This is a genomic window from Streptomyces sp. ISL-36, assembly GCF_018614205.1.
Lineage (GTDB): Bacteria > Actinomycetota > Actinomycetes > Streptomycetales > Streptomycetaceae > Streptomyces.
The window spans coordinates 1-18,322 of sequence record NZ_JAGGOS010000106.1; the positions used below are offsets into that span (position 1 = coordinate 1).

At 72.1% G+C, this 18,322-nt stretch carries 19 protein-coding genes; 5 read left to right on the forward strand and 14 right to left on the reverse strand.

All coding sequences use genetic code 11. The features are described 5' to 3' along the window. Positions 1-537: 537 nt before the first annotated feature. Complete coding sequence (gene trpS / locus J7E93_RS25875) at positions 538-1,536, forward strand: tryptophan--tRNA ligase (RefSeq protein WP_215072354.1); 999 nt, start codon at positions 538-540, stop codon at positions 1,534-1,536. Here trpS and J7E93_RS25880 read toward each other — a convergent pair. After that, the gene (locus J7E93_RS25880; protein ID WP_215072355.1) at positions 1,503-2,510 is read right to left on the reverse strand and encodes a GlxA family transcriptional regulator; all 1,008 of its coding nucleotides are present in this window, start codon (positions 2,508-2,510) and stop codon (positions 1,503-1,505) included. The genes trpS and J7E93_RS25880 overlap by 34 nt on opposite strands. A 75-nt stretch (positions 2,511-2,585) precedes the next feature. Here J7E93_RS25880 and J7E93_RS25885 point away from each other — a divergent pair, with 75 nt between their 5' ends. Continuing rightward, complete coding sequence (locus J7E93_RS25885) at positions 2,586-3,182, forward strand: cysteine hydrolase family protein (protein WP_215072356.1); 597 nt, start codon at positions 2,586-2,588, stop codon at positions 3,180-3,182. A 21-nt stretch (positions 3,183-3,203) separates the two neighbouring features. On the opposite strand, the gene proC is transcribed toward J7E93_RS25885, so the two are convergent. From proC to J7E93_RS25925, 8 genes are all read right to left on the reverse strand, one after another. After that, on the reverse strand, positions 3,204-4,013 hold the full coding sequence (gene proC, locus J7E93_RS25890; protein ID WP_215072357.1) for a pyrroline-5-carboxylate reductase: 810 nt from the start codon (positions 4,011-4,013) through the stop codon (positions 3,204-3,206). Positions 4,014-4,098: 85 nt separating this feature from the next. Continuing rightward, positions 4,099-4,836, reverse strand: coding sequence for an ABC transporter permease (locus J7E93_RS25895; protein WP_215072358.1), 738 nt, complete (start codon positions 4,834-4,836; stop codon positions 4,099-4,101). Next, the gene (locus J7E93_RS25900; protein WP_215072359.1) at positions 4,833-5,630 is read right to left on the reverse strand and encodes an ABC transporter ATP-binding protein; all 798 of its coding nucleotides are present in this window, start codon (positions 5,628-5,630) and stop codon (positions 4,833-4,835) included. The genes J7E93_RS25895 and J7E93_RS25900 overlap by 4 nt, the downstream gene beginning before the upstream one ends. Before the next feature lie 119 nt (positions 5,631-5,749). Beyond that, complete coding sequence (locus J7E93_RS25905; protein WP_215072360.1) at positions 5,750-6,874, reverse strand: NAD(P)/FAD-dependent oxidoreductase; 1,125 nt, start codon at positions 6,872-6,874, stop codon at positions 5,750-5,752. Between the two features lie 95 nt (positions 6,875-6,969). Further along, a complete protein-coding gene (gene sigJ, locus J7E93_RS25910; protein ID WP_215072361.1) occupies positions 6,970-7,884 on the reverse strand; it encodes an RNA polymerase sigma factor SigJ in 915 nt (304 codons plus the stop codon). Between the two features lie 69 nt (positions 7,885-7,953). Continuing rightward, complete coding sequence (locus J7E93_RS25915; RefSeq protein ID WP_215072362.1) at positions 7,954-8,499, reverse strand: hypothetical protein; 546 nt, start codon at positions 8,497-8,499, stop codon at positions 7,954-7,956. A gap of 36 nt (positions 8,500-8,535) precedes the next feature. Then, positions 8,536-8,871: an SH3 domain-containing protein gene (locus J7E93_RS25920; protein WP_215072363.1), complete on the reverse strand. Its 336-nt coding sequence runs from the start codon at positions 8,869-8,871 to the stop codon at positions 8,536-8,538. Positions 8,872-8,891: 20 nt separating this feature from the next. Further along, positions 8,892-9,206, reverse strand: a complete 315-nt coding sequence (locus J7E93_RS25925; RefSeq protein ID WP_215072364.1) for an SH3 domain-containing protein — start codon at positions 9,204-9,206, stop codon at positions 8,892-8,894. Positions 9,207-9,361: 155 nt separating this feature from the next. Between J7E93_RS25925 and J7E93_RS25930 the strand changes: the two genes are divergently transcribed. Further along, positions 9,362-11,524 carry a PQQ-binding-like beta-propeller repeat protein gene (locus tag J7E93_RS25930; protein WP_215072365.1) on the forward strand — a complete coding sequence of 721 codons (2,163 nt, stop codon included), beginning with the start codon at positions 9,362-9,364 and terminating at the stop codon, positions 11,522-11,524. Between the two features lie 10 nt (positions 11,525-11,534). Here J7E93_RS25930 and J7E93_RS25935 read toward each other — a convergent pair whose 3' ends face one another. The 5 genes from J7E93_RS25935 to J7E93_RS25955 form a co-directional block, all read right to left on the reverse strand. After that, entirely contained in the window at positions 11,535-11,963 is a 429-nt protein-coding gene (locus J7E93_RS25935; RefSeq protein WP_215072366.1) for an acetyltransferase, read from the reverse strand. 242 nt (positions 11,964-12,205) lie between these two features. Beyond that, positions 12,206-14,059 (reverse strand): dihydroxy-acid dehydratase, encoded by a 1,854-nt coding sequence (gene ilvD, locus J7E93_RS25940; protein ID WP_215072367.1) that lies wholly within the window; start codon positions 14,057-14,059, stop codon positions 12,206-12,208. Between the two features lie 148 nt (positions 14,060-14,207). Then, entirely contained in the window at positions 14,208-14,819 is a 612-nt protein-coding gene (locus J7E93_RS25945) for a TetR family transcriptional regulator (RefSeq protein WP_215072368.1), read from the reverse strand. Continuing rightward, positions 14,816-15,649, reverse strand: coding sequence for a sugar phosphate isomerase/epimerase (locus J7E93_RS25950; protein WP_215072369.1), 834 nt, complete (start codon positions 15,647-15,649; stop codon positions 14,816-14,818). Before J7E93_RS25950 ends, J7E93_RS25945 begins: the two co-directional genes overlap by 4 nt. Before the next feature lie 383 nt (positions 15,650-16,032). Next, positions 16,033-16,965 (reverse strand): Ppx/GppA phosphatase family protein, encoded by a 933-nt coding sequence (locus J7E93_RS25955; protein ID WP_215072370.1) that lies wholly within the window; start codon positions 16,963-16,965, stop codon positions 16,033-16,035. A gap of 40 nt (positions 16,966-17,005) precedes the next feature. Here J7E93_RS25955 and J7E93_RS25960 point away from each other — a divergent pair, with 40 nt between their 5' ends. Then, positions 17,006-17,851, forward strand: a complete 846-nt coding sequence (locus J7E93_RS25960) for a hypothetical protein (RefSeq protein WP_215072371.1) — start codon at positions 17,006-17,008, stop codon at positions 17,849-17,851. A gap of 217 nt (positions 17,852-18,068) precedes the next feature. Then, a partial coding sequence (locus tag J7E93_RS25965; RefSeq protein WP_215072372.1) for a hypothetical protein occupies positions 18,069-18,322 on the forward strand: 254 nt, incomplete at its 3' end.

Genomic DNA, 18,322 nt, shown 5'->3' on the forward strand with positions numbered 1-18,322 from the left:
TTCGCGTTTCCCTTTCCGGCGGTTCCGACTCTATCAGATCCTTTCGGGCCTGATTCCCAGTCAGCGGGAGTTGTCTTTGCGGCTGTTGGGCCGTTCCGACGAGTGAGACTTTAGCGGATTCCTTGCCCCCGACGCTAATCGGGCGGCTCGCGCTCAAACCTTCGAACGCGGATTCCCCATTTCGCAAAAACGCACGGAAAGCGTGACGACACGACGAAGCGTCGTCAGCCTGTAGTGGTTCTTGCGGAATGGTTGTCCGGGGCCGACCGGGGTCGGTGCTCACGTCGGACAACTCGGAGAACACTACGGACGGGTCAATCCCGTGTCAACCTCGGTCCCGGGGCGTACTCTCTGCGTATGACTACGCACGCGCGCACCCTTCAGTGGTGGGCCGCCTGACGGCGGCCGATCCACGCATGCGTTCAGCGGCCGCCGACTCGGCGGCCGTTCGTGTTTCCCCTCCAGGGAGTCCGGCCGACGGGCCGGCTGTCGCTCCGACCAGGAGCAGGACAGGACCAGGAGAGGGAGAGACACGAGATGAAGAGGATCTTCAGTGGGGTCAAGCCGACCGGGCATCTGACGCTGGGGAACTACCTCGGGGCCGTACGGCGGTGGGTCGAGGTCGACCAGCACGGGTCGGACGCCCTGTTCAGCGTCGTCGATCTCCATGCGCTGACCGTCGAGCACGATCCGGCGCGGGTGCTGCGGCTCAGTCGGCAGGCGGCCACGTTGCTGCTGGCGGCCGGGCTTGATCCGTCGCGGTGCACCGTGTTCGTACAGAGTCATGTGGACGAGCACGCCCGGCTCTCCTATCTGCTGGAGTGCACGGCAACGGACGGCGAGCTGCGGCGGATGATCCAGTACAAGGAGAAGGCGGCGCGGGCGCGGGCCACCGGGGAGAGCGTGCGGCTGTCGTTGCTGACGTATCCGGTGCTGATGGCGGCGGACATCCTGGCCTACGGGACCGAGGAGGTGCCCGTGGGTGAGGACCAGACACAGCATGTGGAGCTGGCCCGCGATCTGGCCGTGCGGTTCAACAAGCGGTACGGGCATGTGTTCACCGTGCCGAGGGCGACGGCGCCGGCGGTGGCGGCGCGTGTCATGGATCTGCAGGACCCCCGCTCGAAGATGGGGAAGTCGCACGAGAACGGGGCCGGGATCGTCTATCTGCTGGACGACGCGGACACGGTCCGGCGGAAGATCATGCGGGCCGTGACGGACAGCGGACGGGACGTGGCGTACGACCGTGCGGCCAGGCCGGGGGTCGCGAATCTGCTGGATCTGCTGGCCGCCGCCACGGGTGGGAACCCGGAAGCCCTGGCCGGTGTATATGAGTCGTACGGATCTTTGAAGAAGGACACGGCGGACGCGGTCGTCGAGCTGCTGAGGCCGGTCCGGGAGCGGCATGCGGAGCTGGCGGCCGATCCTGCCTCTGTGGATCAGGTGCTACGGGACGGGGCCGAGCGGGCCCGGGCGATGGCGCGGCCGTTGGTGGACAGGGCCTATCGAGCGATGGGGTTGATGCCGGCCGGCTGACGGAAGGCGTTGCGGTAGTCGCGCGGGCTGGTGGCGAGGTGCGAGGCGAAGTGCTGGCGCATCGTGACCTCGCTGCCGAAGCCGGCGCGGCGGGCGACTTCGGGGAGGGGGTGGTCGGTGAGTTCGAGGAGTTTCTGGGCGGCGGCGACGCGCTGGGTGATGAGCCAGTGGAGAGGGGTGGTGCCGGTGGTGGCCTGGAAGTGGCGGGCGAAGGTGCGCGGGGACATACCGGCGCGGGCGGCCAGGCTCGCGACGGTGTGTGGCTCGTCGAGGTGGGCCAGGGCGTAGGAGCGGACGGCGGCGAGGGTGTCCGCGTCGCGGTCGGCGCGGGGTGTGGGGTGCTCGATGAACTGGGCCTGGGTGCCCGTACGGAAGGGGGCGGTGACCATGGAGCGGGCGATGGTGGCGGCGGCTTCGGCTCCGTGGGCGGTGCGGACCAGGTGGAGGCAGAGGTCGATGCCCGCGGCGGTGCCGGCCGAGGTCCAGATGCCGGAGTCCTCGACGAAGAGCGCGTCGGGTTCGACGGTGACTTGGGGGTAGCGGGTGGCGAGGGTGGAGGCGAGGTGCCAGTGGGTGACCGCGCGGCGGCCGTCGAGGAGTCCGGCCCGGGCCAGGACGAACGCGCCCGCGCAGAGGGAGGCGATAGGGGTGCCTGCGGCGTGGGCCTCTCGGAGGGCCTGGAGTACGGCGGTGGGTGGTTCGTCGTCGGGGTCCTCGATGCCGGGGACGAGGACGAGGTCCGCCTGGGCGAGCCAGTCGAGGGGACGGTCGGGGGTGAGGCTGAGTCCGCCGCTCAGGGGGATGGAGAGGGTCGGTTCGGCCGCGACACGACGGAGTTCGAAGGGAGGGACGCCACGGAGACGGCGCTCGCTGCCCCAGACCTCCGTGATGACGGAGATGTCGAAGGCGCGGACGCCGGGGAAGGCGATCAGGGCGATGCGGTGAGGTGCGGGTGCGGGTGCGGCCGTCGGCATGGGTGGCAGTAAACCATCGATCGCTGACTTTTCTCCCGCTGGGAGAGGAGGCCGAGGGGCGGCAGCATCGTAGGTATGGAGATCGCAGAGAACGCAGCGCTGGTCGTCGTCGATGTGCAGAAGGGCTTCGAGGAGGAGTTCTGGGGGAAGCGGAACAACCCGGCGGCCGAGGAGAACATCGCGGCACTGATCGACCTGTGGCAGGAGACGGGGCGGCCGGTCGTGTTCGTACGGCACGACTCGCCAGAGGGATCGCGGTCGCCGCTGCGGAAGGGATACGTGGGTAACGACTTCAAGGACTTCGTCGAGGAGCGGCGAGGGAAGGGAGGCGGGCGGGAGCTGCTGGTGACGAAGAAGGTGAATTCCGCGTTCTACGGGGAGCCGTCGCTGGACCGGTGGCTGACCGGGGAGGACGTCGCGCAGATCGTGATCGTCGGTATCCAGACGAACATGTGCAACGAGACGACCGCGCGGATGGGCGGGAACCTCGGGTACGAGGTGGTGTTTCCGCTCGATGCGATGCACACCTTCGACCTGGCCGGGCCGTTCGGGTGGTCGCAGAGCGCCGACGAGCTCACGCGGGCGACGGCCGTCTCGCTGCACGGCGGCCGGTTCGCGCAGGTCGTGACAACCAAGGAGGTACTGAAGGGGGCGTCCGCCGGGGCGCGGTGACCCCGGCGGGGGCGGTGTCGGTCAGCCGTTGCCGGAGGCGAGCTCGCGGCTGCGGTCGCGGGCGGCCTCGAGGGCGGCGATGAGGGCGGCCCGTACGCCGTGGTTCTCCAGTTCGCGGATGGCACTGATGGTGGTGCCGGCCGGGGAGGTGACGGCCTCGCGGAGCTTGACCGGGTGTTCGCCGCTGTCGCGGAGCATCACGGCGGCGCCGATCGCGGCCTGGACGATCAGGTCGTGGGCCTGGGCGCGGGGGAGGCCGAGGAGGATGCCGGCGTCGGTCATGGCCTCGACGAGGAAGTAGAAGTAGGCCGGGCCGGAGCCGGAGAGGGCGGTGGCGGCGTCCTGCTGGGACTCGGGGACGCGCAGGGTCTTGCCGACGCCTCCGAAGATCTCCTCGGCGTGGACGAGGTGGTCGGGGGTGGCGTGGCTGCCGCCGGAGATGACGGACATGCCCTCGTCGACGAGGACGGGGGTGTTGGGCATGACGCGGACGACGGGGGTGCCGGCGGTGAGGCGGTCCTCGATGAAGGAGGTGGGGATGCCGGCGGCGGCGCTGATGACCAGGCGGTCGGCGGTGACATGGGGGGCGAGTTCGTCGAGCAGGCGGCCCATGTCCTGGGGCTTCACGGCGAGGATGAGGGTGTCGGCGCGCTTGGCGGCCTCGGCGTTGGTGACGGGTTCGACGCCGTAGCGGGCACGGAGCTCCTCGGCTCGCTCGGCGCGGCGGGCGGTGACCAGGAGGTTGGCGGGGCGCCAGCCGGCCCGGATCATGCCGCTGAGGAGCGCTTCACCGATCTTGCCGGTGCCGAGGACTGCGACTGTCTGCGTCATGGCTCTGTTCACCTCGCCGTGGATGCGTATGTGTCGCCATCCTCGCACCGTGCGGCTTCGCTCGGGGCGGGTGTCCGAGGGGCGGTCAGGCGGTGCGGCGGCGGAGGGTGGCGGCGCCGAGAGTGAGGACGAGCAGGGCGCAGCCGGCGACGACGAGGGCGTCGCGGACGAAGGCGCCGGTGATGTCGGGGTGCCGGAGGACTTCGTTCATGCCGTCGACGGCGTACGACATCGGCAGGACGTCGGAGATCGCTTCGAGGACGGGCTGCATCCGGTCGCGCGGGGTGAACAGGCCGCAGAGGAGCAGCTGGGGGAAGATCACGGCCGGCATGAACTGCACGGCCTGGAACTCGGAGGCGGCGAAGGCGGAGACGAAGAGGCCGAGGGCGGTGCCGAGCAGGGCGTCGAGGAGGGCGACGAGGAGGAGCAGCCAGGGCGAGCCGACGACGTCGAGGCCGAGGAGCCAGAGGGCGAGGCCGGTGGCGAGGGCGGACTGGACGATGGCGAGGAGTCCGAAGGCGAGCGCGTAGCCGGCGATGAGGTCGCCCTTGCCGAGGGGCATGGCGAGCAGGCGTTCCAGGGTGCCGGAGGTTCGCTCGCGCAGGGTGGCGATCGAGGTCACGAGGAACATCGTGATCAGCGGGAAGATGCCGAGCAGGGAGGCGCCGATGTTGTCGAAGGTCCGGGGGCTTCCGTCGAAGACGTACCGGAGCAGGACGAGCATCACGCACGGGACGAGGATCATCAGGGCGATCGAGCGGGGGTCGTGGCGCAGCTGACGCAGGACGCGCGCGGCGGTGGCGAGAGTACGGGCGCCGTTCATCGCTGGGACTCCTCAAGGGGTGCTGCCGCGCGGGCGTCGGCGGCGTCGACGAGGTGGAGGAAGGCGTCCTCGACGGTGGGGGTGTCGTTGCGGCGCCGTAGGGCTTCGGGGGTGTCGTCGGCGAGGATCTCGCCCTCGCGCATGAGGAGCAGCCGGTGGCAGCGCTCGGCCTCGTCCATGACGTGGGAGGAGACGAGGATCGTGGCGCGGCGGTCCTCGGCGATGCGGTGGAAGAGGTTCCACAGGTCGCGGCGGAGGACCGGGTCGAGGCCGACGGTCGGCTCGTCGAGGACGAGGAGTTCCGGGGTGCCGAGGAGGGCGACGGCGAGCGAGACGCGGCTGCGCTGGCCGCCGGAGAGGCGGCCGGCGAGGGCGTCGGCGTGTGAGGTGAGGTCGACGTCGTGGATGGCCCGGTCGACCGCTGTGCGGCGGTCTTCGCGGTGGGCGCGGCCGGGGAGCAGGACGGCGGCGAAGTAGTCGAGGTTCTGGCGGACGGTGAGGTCGTCGTAGACGGACGGGGCCTGGGTGACGTAGCCGATGCGGGAGCGCAGGGCTGCGTCGCCCGCCGGGCGGCCGAGGACGTCGAGGGCGCCGGTGACCTTGGCCTGGGTGCCGACGATGGCGCGCATCAGGGTGGATTTGCCGCAGCCGGAGGGGCCGAGCAGGCCGGTGATGCGGCCCGGCGGGACGGCGAAGTCGAGGGCGCGCAGGACGGTGCGGTCGCCTCGTACGACGGTGAGGGCGTGGGCCGCGATCGCCGGCGCCGTGGCACCACCCTCAGAGAAATTCACCATGTGATGAATAATGCGCTCGGGGGGCCGGGCCGTCAAGCACCCGGCCCCCGGGCGTCGGGAGTTCTCCGGCCTGCTCAGCCGAGTTCCGGGCCTCGCTCAGCCGATACCGGCGATCCCGCTCAGCCGATACCGGGGATCAGGTGGACCAGGGACGGGTGCCGGGCCGCCTCGCGGAGGAAGCGGACCGTCGAGCGCACCACCTTCTCCTTGGTGAACGCGGCCGTGCGGCCCGTGAGAAAGCGCTCGCGCGGGGAGTCGTCCGGGCGTACGAACTGGATCAGGCCGTCGTGGCGTCCCAGGCTCACGCACTGGATGAGGTAGCCGAAGTCCAGGGGCTCGGGCTCCTCGCCCCTGAGCTCACGGATGATCGACGCCCCGGCGTGGCTTCCCGTCGGCAGGGCGGTGGCGCAGGCCATCCGGAGCGCGCCGGCGGCCGGGGAGGCGGCGGCGCCGGCGTCGCCGGGGACGTAGATGTCCGGGTGGGAGACCGAGCGCAGGGCGGCGTCGACGGCGATCCGGCCCGAAGGAGCGAGGGAGAGCCCGGCGGAGGAGGCGAGTTCGGAGTTGGGTACCAGGGCGGCCGACCAGACGACCACCTCCGCGTCGGCGTCGGCGGGGTGGGCGACCCTGCGGCCCTCCTCGATCCGGACGCCCCGGGCCTCGAGGACGGAGCGGGCGTGCGCGGCGCCGCGCGAGGAGAGGCCGGTGCCGATGCGGTCGGCGGCGGTGAGCAGACGGACCCGTGCACCGCCGGGCCCATACGTCTCGGCCAGCTCGGCGGCCATCTCGATGCCGGTCAGGCCGCCACCGACCACGGCGACGGAGCCGGGGCGATCCCGGAGGTGCTTGTGGAGTTCGGCGGCCGACTCGGCGGTGTAAGCACGGGTGTCGGTGGTCCCGGCGGGCAGCCCGGTACGGCTGCCGAGGGCGTAGACGAGCCGGTCGTACGGGAGGCTCCGGCCGTCGTCCGTGGAGACGAGGCGCGCCTCGGGATCGAGGGAGGTGGCCCGGGCGGCGATGTGGTCGATGCCGGTGCCGTGCAGGAACAGCGACAGCGGGTGGGTGACGTCGGGCCGGCCGGCGGCGCGCTCGTGGAGGCGGACGCGTTCGGTGAAGTGATCGGCCGGGTCGACGAGGGTGACCCGGGCGTGCGGCGCGAGGCGGAGAGCGGCAATCAGACCGGCATAGCCGGCGCCGAGGACGAGGACGCGGGTCGTGGTGCGGTGCTGGGGTGTCGTCTTCATGCAAGGGGGACGACGCAGCCCGGCGAAATGTGACGCCGACCGGTGGGGTGGTGGTGGGGGGCGGGGGTGGGGTGGTGGTGTGGGGGGGGCGGGCGTCAGGAGGCGGCGCGGGCTCCCGTCGCCGTGTCGGACCGCGCCCCGGCCAGGTGGGCGAGCTTGTCGGGGTTGAGGACGCAGTCGATGCCCGTGATCCGGTGCTCCTGGACCGTGAAGGCGAAGACCACCACCCGGCCGTCCGCCGGGTCGACGAAGACCACGCCGGGCGCGCCGTTGACGTCCCACACATGGAACCGGACCTTCGACGGGTCGAAGGCGCGGGTGAGCTTCTGGGCGAACCGGGCCACCTTCTCCGCGCCCCGCACGGGGACGCGGGCGGCGACGACCTTGCCACCGCCGTCCGAGCGCCAGACGACCTCGGGGTCGAGAGTGGCCAGGAGCGCTTCCAGGTCGCCGCCGACCACGGCGGACAGGAACGCCTCGACGGTACGGCGGTGCTCGCCGCGGTCGACCGTGCGCCGGGGTGCCTCGTCCCGGACGCGTCGGCGGGCCCGGGAGGCGAGCCGGCGTACGGCGTCCGGGGTGCGGCCGACGGCCTGGGCCACCTCGGCGAAGGGGACGTCGAAGACGTCGTGGAGGACGAAGGCGGTGCGTTCGGCGGGGGTGAGGCGTTCGAGCACGGTCAGCAGCGCGAAGCCGACGGACTCGTCGAGCGCGACGCGGTCCTCGGGGCCGGCCTGGGGCTCGTGCGCGGTGAGCAGCGGCTCGGGGAGCCAGGGACCGACGTAGGTCTCGCGGCGGGCGCGGGCGGAGGTGAGCCGGTCGTAGCAGAGGCGGCTGACCATGGTCGTGAGGTACGCGCGGGGGTCGGTGGCCCGGTCGTCGGGCAGGGCCTGCCAGCGGAGCCAGGCGTCCTGGAGGGCGTCCTCGGTGTCGGCCACGGACGAGGTGATGCGATACGCGATCCCCCACAGCCGCCCGCGGTGCTCCTCGAACACAGCCTGCTCGGCCACGCCGGCTCCCTCCCCTGGTCGGTCGTGCCAACGCCCGCGCCCACACCTGCGTGTGCGCCCGCGCCGCGACTACTTGCGCTTGGGCTTCTTGCGGGCGGCCGGGTTGCCCGCCCGGGAGCCGCGCCGCTTCTCGTGCCGGGTGCGGGCCGTCTCGTACTCGGCGCGCCGCAGCTTCTCACCGGGCGCCTCGACCAGGCAACGGAAGAAGTAGGCCAGGAGAGAACCGACGAAACCGATCATCTTCAGGCTGCGCAGCGAGTCCTCGCGGGCCGGGTCGTCGGGGCGGCGGACGAAGCCCTCCCAGGTCTTGCGGAAGGCGATGGCGCTGCAGATCGCGAACATGACGACCACGAGCAGGTTGACGAAGCCGCCGACCTGGGCGATCTCCAGCCCCTGGTAGCCGAACCGGAGCACGAAGCAGCCGGCCGCCGCCGCGGCGAGCGCGCCGGCCGCGAGACCGACGCGGCGCAGCGCGTAGTGACCGCTGTGGTCGACCCAGGTCGTCCCGAAGAAACGGATCTCCTCGGGCCGCGGGCCGACGGGGGCGCCGCCGACCGCGGCCTCGGGGGTGCCGTCGCTGCTGCTGGGCCTTGCGGTCTGGTCGTCGTCGCTCACGAGACCGATTATCCCCGGGGGGACGGTGGGTGGGGGTCAGCCGCAGCGCTTGGCGACGTAGCCGTCCCGGCCGGTGTTCACGTAGGCGTCGGAGACGTACTCACCGCTGGCGATGTTGTCCCAGATGTTGGAGGTGCCGTACGGGCCGGTGACCGTCTCGCCGGGCTTCTGGCAGTAGATCGGCACGCTCACACCGAGGGACAGCACCCGCACGATCGGGTACTGGGTCCCCGGCCCGGAGCGGACGTTGACGCTGTACCCGGGCGCGACCGGATAGCGGGCTGTCTCAGCGGCCGCCGTTCCGGCCGTGGTGAACAGGACGGGCAGCGCGGCCGCCGTGCTGCCGACGGCGAGAACCGCTCGCCTGGTCATCACCATGTCTTGTGCCCCTGTCAGCCGCAGCGCTTGGCGACATAGCCGTCGCTGCCGGTGTTCACGTACGCGTCCGAGATGAACTCGCCCGAGGCGATGTTGTCCCAGAGGTTGGTGGTGCCGTACGGGCCGGAGATCCACTCGCCCGGTGTCTGGCAGTAGATGGGCACGCGAACGTCGAGGCCCAGAGTGCGCACGATGCGGTACTGCGTGCCCGGTCCCGAGCGGACGTTGACGCGGTACCCGGGCGCGACCGGGTAGCGCACCACGCTCATGGTGGTCACTCCGTCCGGCTCCGAAACCGCCATCACATCGCTCGACTCGTCAACGCCCATGGCGTCCTCCCCCGTTGGCGCAAAGCGCTCCGATGAAATTCACTCTCTGCGACGCGCAGGCTAGCAAGCCCCACCGACAACGCGTGCGCCATGGACTAGGCTCCGTGCGTCGCGCACGCGCGCGGCCTCAACGGGGAACCACACGGGGGTGGGCGATGCCGCCGTTGCGCAGTACCGGTGCCGACCGGGAAGCCGAAGAACCTGAGTACGCGGGTGCGTACCGCCTCCAGGCCTGCCTCGGCGCCGGTGGCATGGGCGTGGTGCATCTGGCCTCCTCCGCCTCCGGGCTGCGGCTCGCCGTCAAGGTGGTGCACGGACAGTACGCGGAGGACCCGGAGTTCAGGGCCCGCTTCCGCCAGGAAGTCGCCGCCGCACGCAGGGTGAGCGGCGCCTTCACCGCGCCCGTCGTGGACGCCGACCCCGATGCGGTACGCCCCTGGATGGCGACGCTGTACGTCCCCGGCCCCACCCTCGCCGACCAGGTCAAGCGGAACGGGCCCCTGGCCCCCGCCGAGCTGCGCCGACTGACCGCGGGACTGGCGGAGGCGCTGCGCGACATCCACCGGGCCGGCGTCGTCCACCGCGACCTCAAGCCGAGCAACGTCCTGCTCACCGACACCGGCCCCAAGGTCATCGACTTCGGCATCTCCCGGCCGCTGGACAGCGATCTGCACACCGAGACGGGCAAGTTGATCGGGTCGCCGCCCTTCATGGCGCCCGAGCAGTTCCAGCGACCGCGCGAGGTCGGCCCCGCCGCCGACGTGTTCGCGCTCGGTTCCGTGCTGGTGCACGCGGCGACCGGACACGGGCCGTTCGACTCCGACAGCCCGTACATCGTCGCGTACCAGGTCGTGCACGACGAGCCGGATCTGACGGGGGTTCCGGCCGAACTCGCGCCGCTCGTCGCGCGCTGCCTGGCCAAGGAGCCCGCGGAGCGTCCGACCCCGGCCGAGATCATGGCGGCACTGCTGCCCCCGTCGTACGAGGCGGCGGCGTTCATACCGGCGCAGCGCCGGCCCCCGACTCTGCCTCCACTCCTGCCCGCATCCTCAGGGGCCTGGGATGCGGACACGCCCGTACGCGCGCCCGCGCCTCGCCCCCGACGACGGCTGCGTCCGCTGGTGGTGGCCGCCGCCGCACTCGTCGTCCTTGCTGCCGGCGGGGCGTGGGCGGCGCTCGGCATGGGTGACGGTAGGGCGCACTCCACTGCGCCGCGTCCGGACGCGGCGGCCGCGGCCTTCACCCACTGGGAGACCCGACTGCAGACGGCGGGCGAGCCCGTGGCCCCGGCCTGCACCTCCACAGCCGCCGCGCTCTACTGCTCCGCCCGGGGAGTAGCCCTCGCCAGGCTCGACCCCGTGACCGGACGGGTGCTCTGGTCGCGGCCCGAAGCGGTCGAGGGGCTCGTCTGGGCCCCCGTGCCCTCCGGCGGTCTGTTCAGCGCCATCGCCGCCGACGGAACCTTGCGGGCGTTCACGGCCGACCAGGGCGCTCCCGTGTGGGACACCAGCGCCTCCGTCAGTCAGGAAGGCGCCGACCCGGCCGGCGACACCCTCCTCTTCCCGACTTCCTCCGGGGCGGTGAAGGCCGTCGACGGCGCGACGGGAAAGCCACGCTGGCAGCGCGCCCTGCGCGGCTTCACCGCGCCCCGCTTCGGCCCGTACGACGAGGCGTCGGGCCTCGTGCCCGTCTTCGAGACCACAAGCGACAGACGCCGCACGTCGCTCGGAGCCCTGCGGCCGCGGACCGGCGAGATCCTCTGGCAGCAGCGGCTGGAGGGAGACCTCGTCCCCGTCGGAACGAATACGGACGGTGTGCTCTTCCTGCGCTCGTCGAACGCCGACTCCCAGACCGACGCCGTCGTCCGCTACGACCCGTCCGACCGCTCCGTACGGCGCATCCCGCTCCCCTACCGGCTCGACGGCCCGAAGATCGCCGTATGGGGCACGGCCGTCTACCTCCTCGACGCCTCCGGCCGTCTCACCGCCCTCGACACCGCCGCGCCGAGCGGCCGAGTCCTGTGGGAGCTGGAGACGGCCGCCGGGAACGTCTCCGCCCCCGTGCTCGGCCCCGGGGACCGGCTCTATCTCTCCGCGGCCGACGGGCGGCTGCTCGCCGTCGACACCGTGCGCGGTGCGTTGCTCGGGCAGACCGATCCGCGGCTGGGCGACGGCAGGCTCGGGTACGCGACCACCGTGCCCGCGCCCGTCGTCGCCGGCGCCGGGGACCGTCCGGACCACGTCTGGGGGAGGGTGTTCGGGACCGCGCCCGACGGGTCGGTGTTCGCCGTGGACGGGCGGGATCCCGGGCGCTGGTGAGGCCCGCGGCTCAGCCGCAGTGCTCCCAGGGGCTCGTGTACGTGTACGTCCCCACGCCCGCCTCGATCATGCCGCCCCAGCTCACGCACCGGCCGGCCGCGTAGGCCCGGACCGGTCCCGCGTAGGACGTGTACGTGCGCTGGTCCTTCTTCGTCGCGGAGCCCTGGACCGTGAGCCAGGCGCCCGTGGGGACGGCGAAGCCCTCGGTGGCGGCGCTGTGGAGGGTGACGACGCAGTTGTTGCCATTGGCTGCGTTGTAGAGCAGATGGATGCGGGCGAGGACGGTCGAGGAGTTCTGCAGGGTCCTGGAGTCGATCTCGACATAGCCCGAGCCGCAGATCCCGGCGGGGGTGACCGCGCTCGCCGGTGTGGTGTTCAAGGCCGCGAGGGCGGCGATCGCCGCCCCGACGACGGCCGTGCGGCGTACGGCATCACGCATGACGACTCCCCTATCGCGAGCATGACAAGCAGGCTGAGGGGCGCGAGCGTAACGTACCCGCAAGAGAGCGGGGAGTGAGCATCAAGCCTCACTCCCCGCATCATCGAGCCATGTCACGTAGCCGTGTCACTTAGCCGTGTCACTTAGCCGTGTCACGGAGCCTGTGACGGAGCCGTGTCAGCGACTCATGTCGGTGGGTCCGGTGCCGGCGAGTCCGGTCAGGGCCAGGTGGTGGGTCCGGCTCAGGCGAGCCTGCTCACGTCCCGCACCGCGCCCTTGTCGGCGCTCGTCGCCATCGCCGCGTACGCCCGCAGCGCCGCCGACACCTTGCGCTGACGGTTCTTCGGGGCGTACACCCCGCCCAGCGCCTCACGGCGGGCCGACAGCGTCGCCTCGTCGACGAGGAGCTCGATCGAACGGCTCGGGATGTCGATACGGATCCGGTCCCCGTCCTCCACCAGCGCGATCGTGCCGCCGGACGCCGCCTCGGGCGAGGCGTGCCCGATCGACAGGCCCGACGTCCCGCCGGAGAAGCGGCCGTCCGTCACCAGCGCGCAGGTCTTGCCCAGGCCGCGTCCCTTGAGGAAGGAGGTCGGGTAGAGCATCTCCTGCATGCCCGGGCCGCCGCGCGGGCCCTCGTAGCGGATGACGACCACGTCGCCGTCCTTGACCTGCTTGTTGAGGATCTTCTCGACGGCCTCGTCCTGCGACTCGCAGACGACCGCCGGGCCCTCGAAGGTCCAGATCGACTCGTCGACGCCGGCCGTCTTCACGACACAGCCGTCGACGGCCAGGTTGCCGCGCAGCACCGCGAGGCCGCCGTCCTTGGAGTACTTGTGGGCCGCGTCGCGGATGCAGCCGCCGGCCGCGTCCGTGTCGAGGCTCTCCCAGCGCTCCGACTGCGAGAAGGCGGTCGCGGAGCGGACACAGCCGGGCGCCGCGTGCCACAGCTCGACGGCCTCGTCCGACGGGGAGCCGCCGCGCACGTCCCACGTCTCCAGCCACTCCTTGATGGAGCGCGAGTGGACGGTGTGGACGTCCTCGTTGAGGAGCCCGGCGCGGTACAGCTCGCCCAGGATGGCGGGGATGCCGCCGGCGCGGTGGACGTCCTCCATGTAGTAGGTGCCGCCGGGCGCCACGTTCGGCGCGACCTTGGCCAGGCACGGCACGCGGCGCGAGACCGCGTCCATGTCGGACAGGCCGTAGTCCAGCTCGGCCTCCTGCGCGGCGGCGAGCAGGTGCAGGATCGTGTTGGTGGAGCCGCCCATGGCGATGTCGAGGGCCATGGCGTTCTCGAAGGCGGCGCGGGTGGCGATGGAGCGCGGGAGGACGGAGTCGTCGTCCTCGTCGTAGTAGCGCCGGGTGATGTCGACGACCGTGCGGGCCGCGTTCTCGTACAGCGCCTTACGGGCGGTGTGGGTGGCGAGCAGGGAGCCGTTGCCCGGGAGGGAGAGGCCGATGGCCTCGGTCAGGCAGTTCATCGAGTTGGCGGTGAACATGCCGGAACAGGACCCACAGGTCGGACAGGCGTTCTCCTCGATACGGAGCATGTCCGCGTCGGAGATCTTGTCGTTGACGGCCTCCGACATCGCGTCGACCAGGTCGAGCGTACGGACCGTGCCGTCGACCAGCGTGGCCTTGCCGGACTCCATCGGGCCGCCGGAGACGAAGACCGTCGGGATGTTGAGGCGCAGGGCGGCCATCAGCATGCCGGGGGTGATCTTGTCGCAGTTGGAGATGCAGATCAGGGCGTCGGCGCAGTGCGCCTCGACCATGTACTCCACGCTGTCCGCGATCAGGTCGCGGGAGGGCAGGGAGTACAGCATGCCGCCGTGGCCCATCGCGATGCCGTCGTCGACGGCGATCGTGTTGAACTCGCGCGGGATGGCCCCTGCGGCCGTGATGGCCTCGGAGACGATCCGGCCGACCGGCTGGAGGTGGGTGTGGCCGGGGACGAACTCGGTGAAGGAGTTGGCGACGGCGATGATCGGCTTCCGGCCGATGTCCGCGCCAGGTACACCGGAGGCGCGCATAAGGGCGCGTGCGCCCGCCATGTTGCGACCGTGGGTGACAGTGCGGGACCTCAACTCGGGCATCGCGCTCGCTCCTCGTGATGGGTGTGCTTGCCTTCGAGCGTACGCCGACGCTCCAAGATCTGGACAGGGCGTCCGTATCGCGGACGGAGTGTTCAGCTTTCGGTCACGTGGCAGGCCGGACGCCCATGGCCTTCCGCCGGGCCTGCGGTCAGGCTTCCGTCAGGTACCGCTGGAGGGTCGGGGCGACCAGCGCCACGATCTCCTCCGGGTCCGCCGAGGCGAGCGGCTCCACCTGGACCACGTACCGCAGGATCGCGATCCCGACCATGTGCGAGGCGGCCAGCTCGGCGCGGAACTGCGGATTCGGTACGTCGAGATCCGCCGCCACCCGCTCCAGGAGCCGCCGCAGCACGAAACCGCGCAGCACCTTCGCGGCCGCCTCGTGGGTCAGAGCGGAGCGGATGATCGCCAGGAGCGGGGCCCGGGTCGCGGGGTTCTCCCAGATGCCGATGAAGTAGTGGGCCAGGCGTTCGCCGACGTTCTCGGTGGGGCCGCCGATGATCGCCGGGACGACGAGGGCGGGCTCGAAGGAGCCCTCGATCGCGGCGGCGAAGACCTCGTCCTTCGTACCGAAGTAATGGTGCACGAGCGCCGGGTCGACGCCGGCCGCCTTGGCGATGCCGCGGACGGAGGTCTTGTCGTACCCGCGCTCGGCGAACTGGGCGCGGGCCGCCTCCAGAATCCGCTCGCGCGCGCCGGGTCCGCTGTCCTCGGCGGTACGGGACGGGCGGCCGCGCCGGCGCGGGGCCGGGTCGGTCATGAGCGCGGGATTCTCGAGGGCCTGCTCACGGAGGCGAGGTGGAGGCGGGTGAAGGCGAGGGCCTCGGCGAGGTCGGCCTCGCGTTCGGCCGCTGACATCGCGCGCCGGGTGTTGACCTCGATGACGACGTGCCCGTCGAAACCGGTGAGGGCCAGGCGCTCCAGGACCTCGGCGCAGGGCTGGGTGCCGCGTCCGGGCACCAGGTGCTCGTCCTTCGCCGATCCCCTGCCGTCGGCGAGGTGGACATGCCCGAGACGGTCGCCCATGCGGTCGACCATGGCGAGGGCGTCGGTGCGGGCGGTGGCGGTGTGCGAGAGGTCGACCGTGAAGTGGCGGTAGTCGTCCTTGGTGACGTCCCACTCGGGGGCGTAGGCGAGCATCTCGCGGTCCTTGTACCGCCAGGGGTACATGTTCTCGACGGCGAAGCGGACGTCCGTCTCGTCGGCCATCCGCCAGATGCCGGTGACGAAGTCCCGGGCGTACTGGCGCTGCCAGCGGAACGGCGGGTGGACCACGACGGTGGAGGCGCCGAGCTTCTCGGCCGCCGCCTGGGCGCGCTGGAGCTTGACCCACGGATCGGTGGACCAGACGCGCTGGGTGATGAGGAGGCAGGGCGCGTGAACGGCGAGGATCGGGACCTGGTGGTAGTCCGAGAGCCGGCGCAGGGCCTCGATGTCCTGGCTGACCGGGTCGGTCCACACCATGATCTCGACGCCGTCGTACCCGAGGCGCGCGGCGACCTCGAAGGCCGTCGCCGTCGACTCCGGATAGACCGAGGCCGTCGACAGGGCGACCTTCGCATCCGGGATGCGCACCACTGGTTCTGCCACGAAGGACAGGGTACGGGGCGGGCCGGTGGCCCGTGGAGGTGGTTCCGGTCACCCGGCCGCACACCGGCCCCTCCTGGGCGCCCCGCCCGCGCCTTCCCACCTGGGGGAGACGGGGTGCGCGCGGCCGCTCGCGCGCGGTCCCGGCGGCCTACTCCTCCGGGAGGTGGTGCGGCCCACGCCTGCGGGGGCCGGTCCGAGCGCGCTGCTCCTCCGGAGGCGGCGCGGGGCCGGAGGCGGCGGGGGTCCGGAGGCGGCGCGGGCCGGCCTCACTCCTCCGCGAGGTCGTCCAGGCCGGGCCCGAGAGGCCATCCAGGCCGGGCCCGCTCCTCCAGGAGCCGGTCCGAGCGGCCCACGCCTCTCCTCCAGGAGTCGGCCCAGGCGCGCTACTCCTCCGGGAGGTGGTCCAGGCGGCGCAGGATCACGCCCTCGCGGAGCGCCCAGGGGCAGATCTCCAGCTCGTCGACGCCGAAGAGGTCCATCGCGCCCTCGGCCACCAGCGCGCCCGCGAGGAGCTGTGGGGCGCGGCCCTCCGAGACTCCGGGGAGCCCTGCGCGCTGCTCGGCCGTCATCACGGCGAGCTTGGGGACCCACTCCTCCAGGGACTTGCGGGTGAGGTCGCGCTGGACGTAGAGGCCCTCCCCCGAGCCGGGCGCCCCGGCGATCCGGGCGAGCTGCTTGAAGGTCTTGGACGTGGCCACGACATGGTTGGGCTTGCCGAAGCGGGCGAACTCGCCGACGGTACGGGCGATCTGGGCACGTACGTGCCGACGCAGCGCCCGTACGTCCGCCGCGTCGGCGGGGTCGCCCGGCAGCCAGCCGGAGGTCAGCCGTCCCGCGCCCAGCGGCAGCGAGACCGCGGCGTCCGGCTCTTCGTCGATCCCGTACGCGATCTCCAGCGAGCCGCCGCCGATGTCGAGGACGAGGAGCTTGCCGGCGGACCAGCCGAACCAGCGGCGGGCCGCGAGGAAGGTCAGCCGTGCCTCCTCCTCGCCGGTGAGGACCTGCAGGTCGACCCCGGTCTCCCGCTTCACGCGCGCCAGGACGGCGTCGGCGTTGGTCGCCTCGCGCACCGCCGAGGTCGCGAACGGCAGCACCTCCTCGCACCCCTTGTCCTCCGCCGCCTGCAGGGCGCCGTCTACCGTGGCGATGACTCGCTCGACCCCGTCCGGGGCGATGGCACCCTGCTCGTCGAGAAGTTCGGCCAGCCGCAGCTCCGCCTTGTGGGAGTGGGCGGGCAGCGGGCGGGCGCCGGGGTGGGCGTCCACCACCAGCAGGTGCACCGTGTTCGAACCGACGTCGAGGACTCCGAGTCTCATGGGCGGAACGCTACTGCTCCCACGCGCATACGCTGGGGGCGTGCCAAAGACGAAAAAGGCGAAGCCGGGCAAAGACAGCGCCGCCATGGCTCCCAAGCCGCCGAAGAAGCAGGGCAAGGCCCTCGGTCCGATCGAACCGGACGAGAAGGGGCTGGACTTTCCGCGCGCCTGGGTCGAGTTCCCTGATCCGGGCGACGACGAGCAGGTCTTCCGCTGCGACCTGACCTGGCTCACCTCCCGCTGGTCCTGCGTCTTCGGCAGCGGCTGTCAGGGCATCCAGGCGGGCCGCGCGGACGACGGCTGCTGCACCCTGGGCGCCCACTTCTCCGACGAGGACGACGAGAAGCGGGTCGCTTCGCACGTGGCGCGGCTCACTCCGGAGCTGTGGCAGTTCCACGACGTCGGTACGGAGACGGGCTGGACCCAGGTCGACGAGGACGGCGACCGGCAGACCCGCCGCTGGGAGGGCTCCTGCATCTTCCAGAACCGCCCTGGCTTCGCGGGCGGCGCCGGCTGCTCGCTGCACATCCTCGCCCTCAGGGAGGGCAAGGAGCCGTTGGAAACCAAGCCGGACGTCTGCTGGCAGCTTCCGGTGCGCCGGACCTACGACTGGATCGAGCGGCCCGATGACACCAAGGTCCTCCAGGTGTCGATCGGCGAGTACGACCGGCGCGGCTGGGGCCCGGGCGGGCACGACCTGCACTGGTGGTGCACGTCGGCGACCTCGGCGCACGGGGCCGGCGAACCGGTGTACGTGACGTACCGGCCCGAGCTGACGGAGATGATGGGCAAGGCGGCGTACGACGTGCTGGTGGAGCTGTGCGAGGCCCGGCTGGCCGCCCAGCTGCCGCTGGTGGCCCCGCACCCGGCGGACCCGGTCCGGTAGCGGACCCGTCCGGTGCCGCCCCGGTCCGGTGACCGACCCGGCCGGGTGACCGGGCTGGTCCGGTGGCGAGCGGGACCTCCCCGTAGGGGGACGCGGGGCGGGTCACGACGACGGCGGCGGGGACTCCGGCTCGCTCGCGGACGCCGAACCGCTGGGCGTCGTCGTCGGCTCCTCGGTCGTCGGCGGCGGGGTCGTCGGCGGAGGAGTCGTCGGGTCCGTGGACGGCGGAGTGGTCGGGTCCGACGTCGGCGGCGGAGTCGTCGGGTCCGTGGACGGCGGCGGGGTCGTCGGATCGGTGGGCGGCGGAGTGGTCGGGTCCGACGTCGCCGGCGGCTCCTCGGTCGTCGGCGGCGGGGTCGTGGGCGGAGGAGTGGTCGGGTCCGTGGAAGGCGGCGTGGCCGCGTACAACGTCGGCGGCGGAGTCGTCGGCCGCGCGGAAGGCCGCCGGAGCGGGGGGTCGGTGGGCGGGGG

What these genes read in the sequence shown, in the direction of transcription:
- trpS (WP_215072354.1), top strand. Translation starts at nt 538, where the DNA reads ATGAAGAGGATCTTCAGTGGGGTCAAGCCGACCGGGCATCTGACGCTG.
- J7E93_RS25935 (WP_215072366.1), bottom strand. Translation starts at nt 11,963, where the DNA reads ATGCGTGATGCCGTACGCCGCACGGCCGTCGTCGGGGCGGCGATCGCC.
- J7E93_RS25905 (WP_215072360.1), bottom strand. Translation starts at nt 6,874, where the DNA reads ATGAAGACGACACCCCAGCACCGCACCACGACCCGCGTCCTCGTCCTC.
- J7E93_RS25885 (WP_215072356.1), top strand. Translation starts at nt 2,586, where the DNA reads ATGGAGATCGCAGAGAACGCAGCGCTGGTCGTCGTCGATGTGCAGAAG.
- J7E93_RS25955 (WP_215072370.1), bottom strand. Translation starts at nt 16,965, where the DNA reads ATGAGACTCGGAGTCCTCGACGTCGGTTCGAACACGGTGCACCTGCTG.
- J7E93_RS25880 (WP_215072355.1), bottom strand. Translation starts at nt 2,510, where the DNA reads ATGCCGACGGCCGCACCCGCACCCGCACCTCACCGCATCGCCCTGATC.
- proC (WP_215072357.1), bottom strand. Translation starts at nt 4,013, where the DNA reads ATGACGCAGACAGTCGCAGTCCTCGGCACCGGCAAGATCGGTGAAGCG.
- J7E93_RS25900 (WP_215072359.1), bottom strand. Translation starts at nt 5,630, where the DNA reads ATGGTGAATTTCTCTGAGGGTGGTGCCACGGCGCCGGCGATCGCGGCC.
- ilvD (WP_215072367.1), bottom strand. Translation starts at nt 14,059, where the DNA reads ATGCCCGAGTTGAGGTCCCGCACTGTCACCCACGGTCGCAACATGGCG.
- J7E93_RS25945 (WP_215072368.1), bottom strand. Translation starts at nt 14,819, where the DNA reads ATGACCGACCCGGCCCCGCGCCGGCGCGGCCGCCCGTCCCGTACCGCC.
- J7E93_RS25895 (WP_215072358.1), bottom strand. Translation starts at nt 4,836, where the DNA reads ATGAACGGCGCCCGTACTCTCGCCACCGCCGCGCGCGTCCTGCGTCAG.
- J7E93_RS25925 (WP_215072364.1), bottom strand. Translation starts at nt 9,206, where the DNA reads ATGGGCGTTGACGAGTCGAGCGATGTGATGGCGGTTTCGGAGCCGGAC.
- J7E93_RS25920 (WP_215072363.1), bottom strand. Translation starts at nt 8,871, where the DNA reads ATGACCAGGCGAGCGGTTCTCGCCGTCGGCAGCACGGCGGCCGCGCTG.
- J7E93_RS25930 (WP_215072365.1), top strand. Translation starts at nt 9,362, where the DNA reads ATGCCGCCGTTGCGCAGTACCGGTGCCGACCGGGAAGCCGAAGAACCT.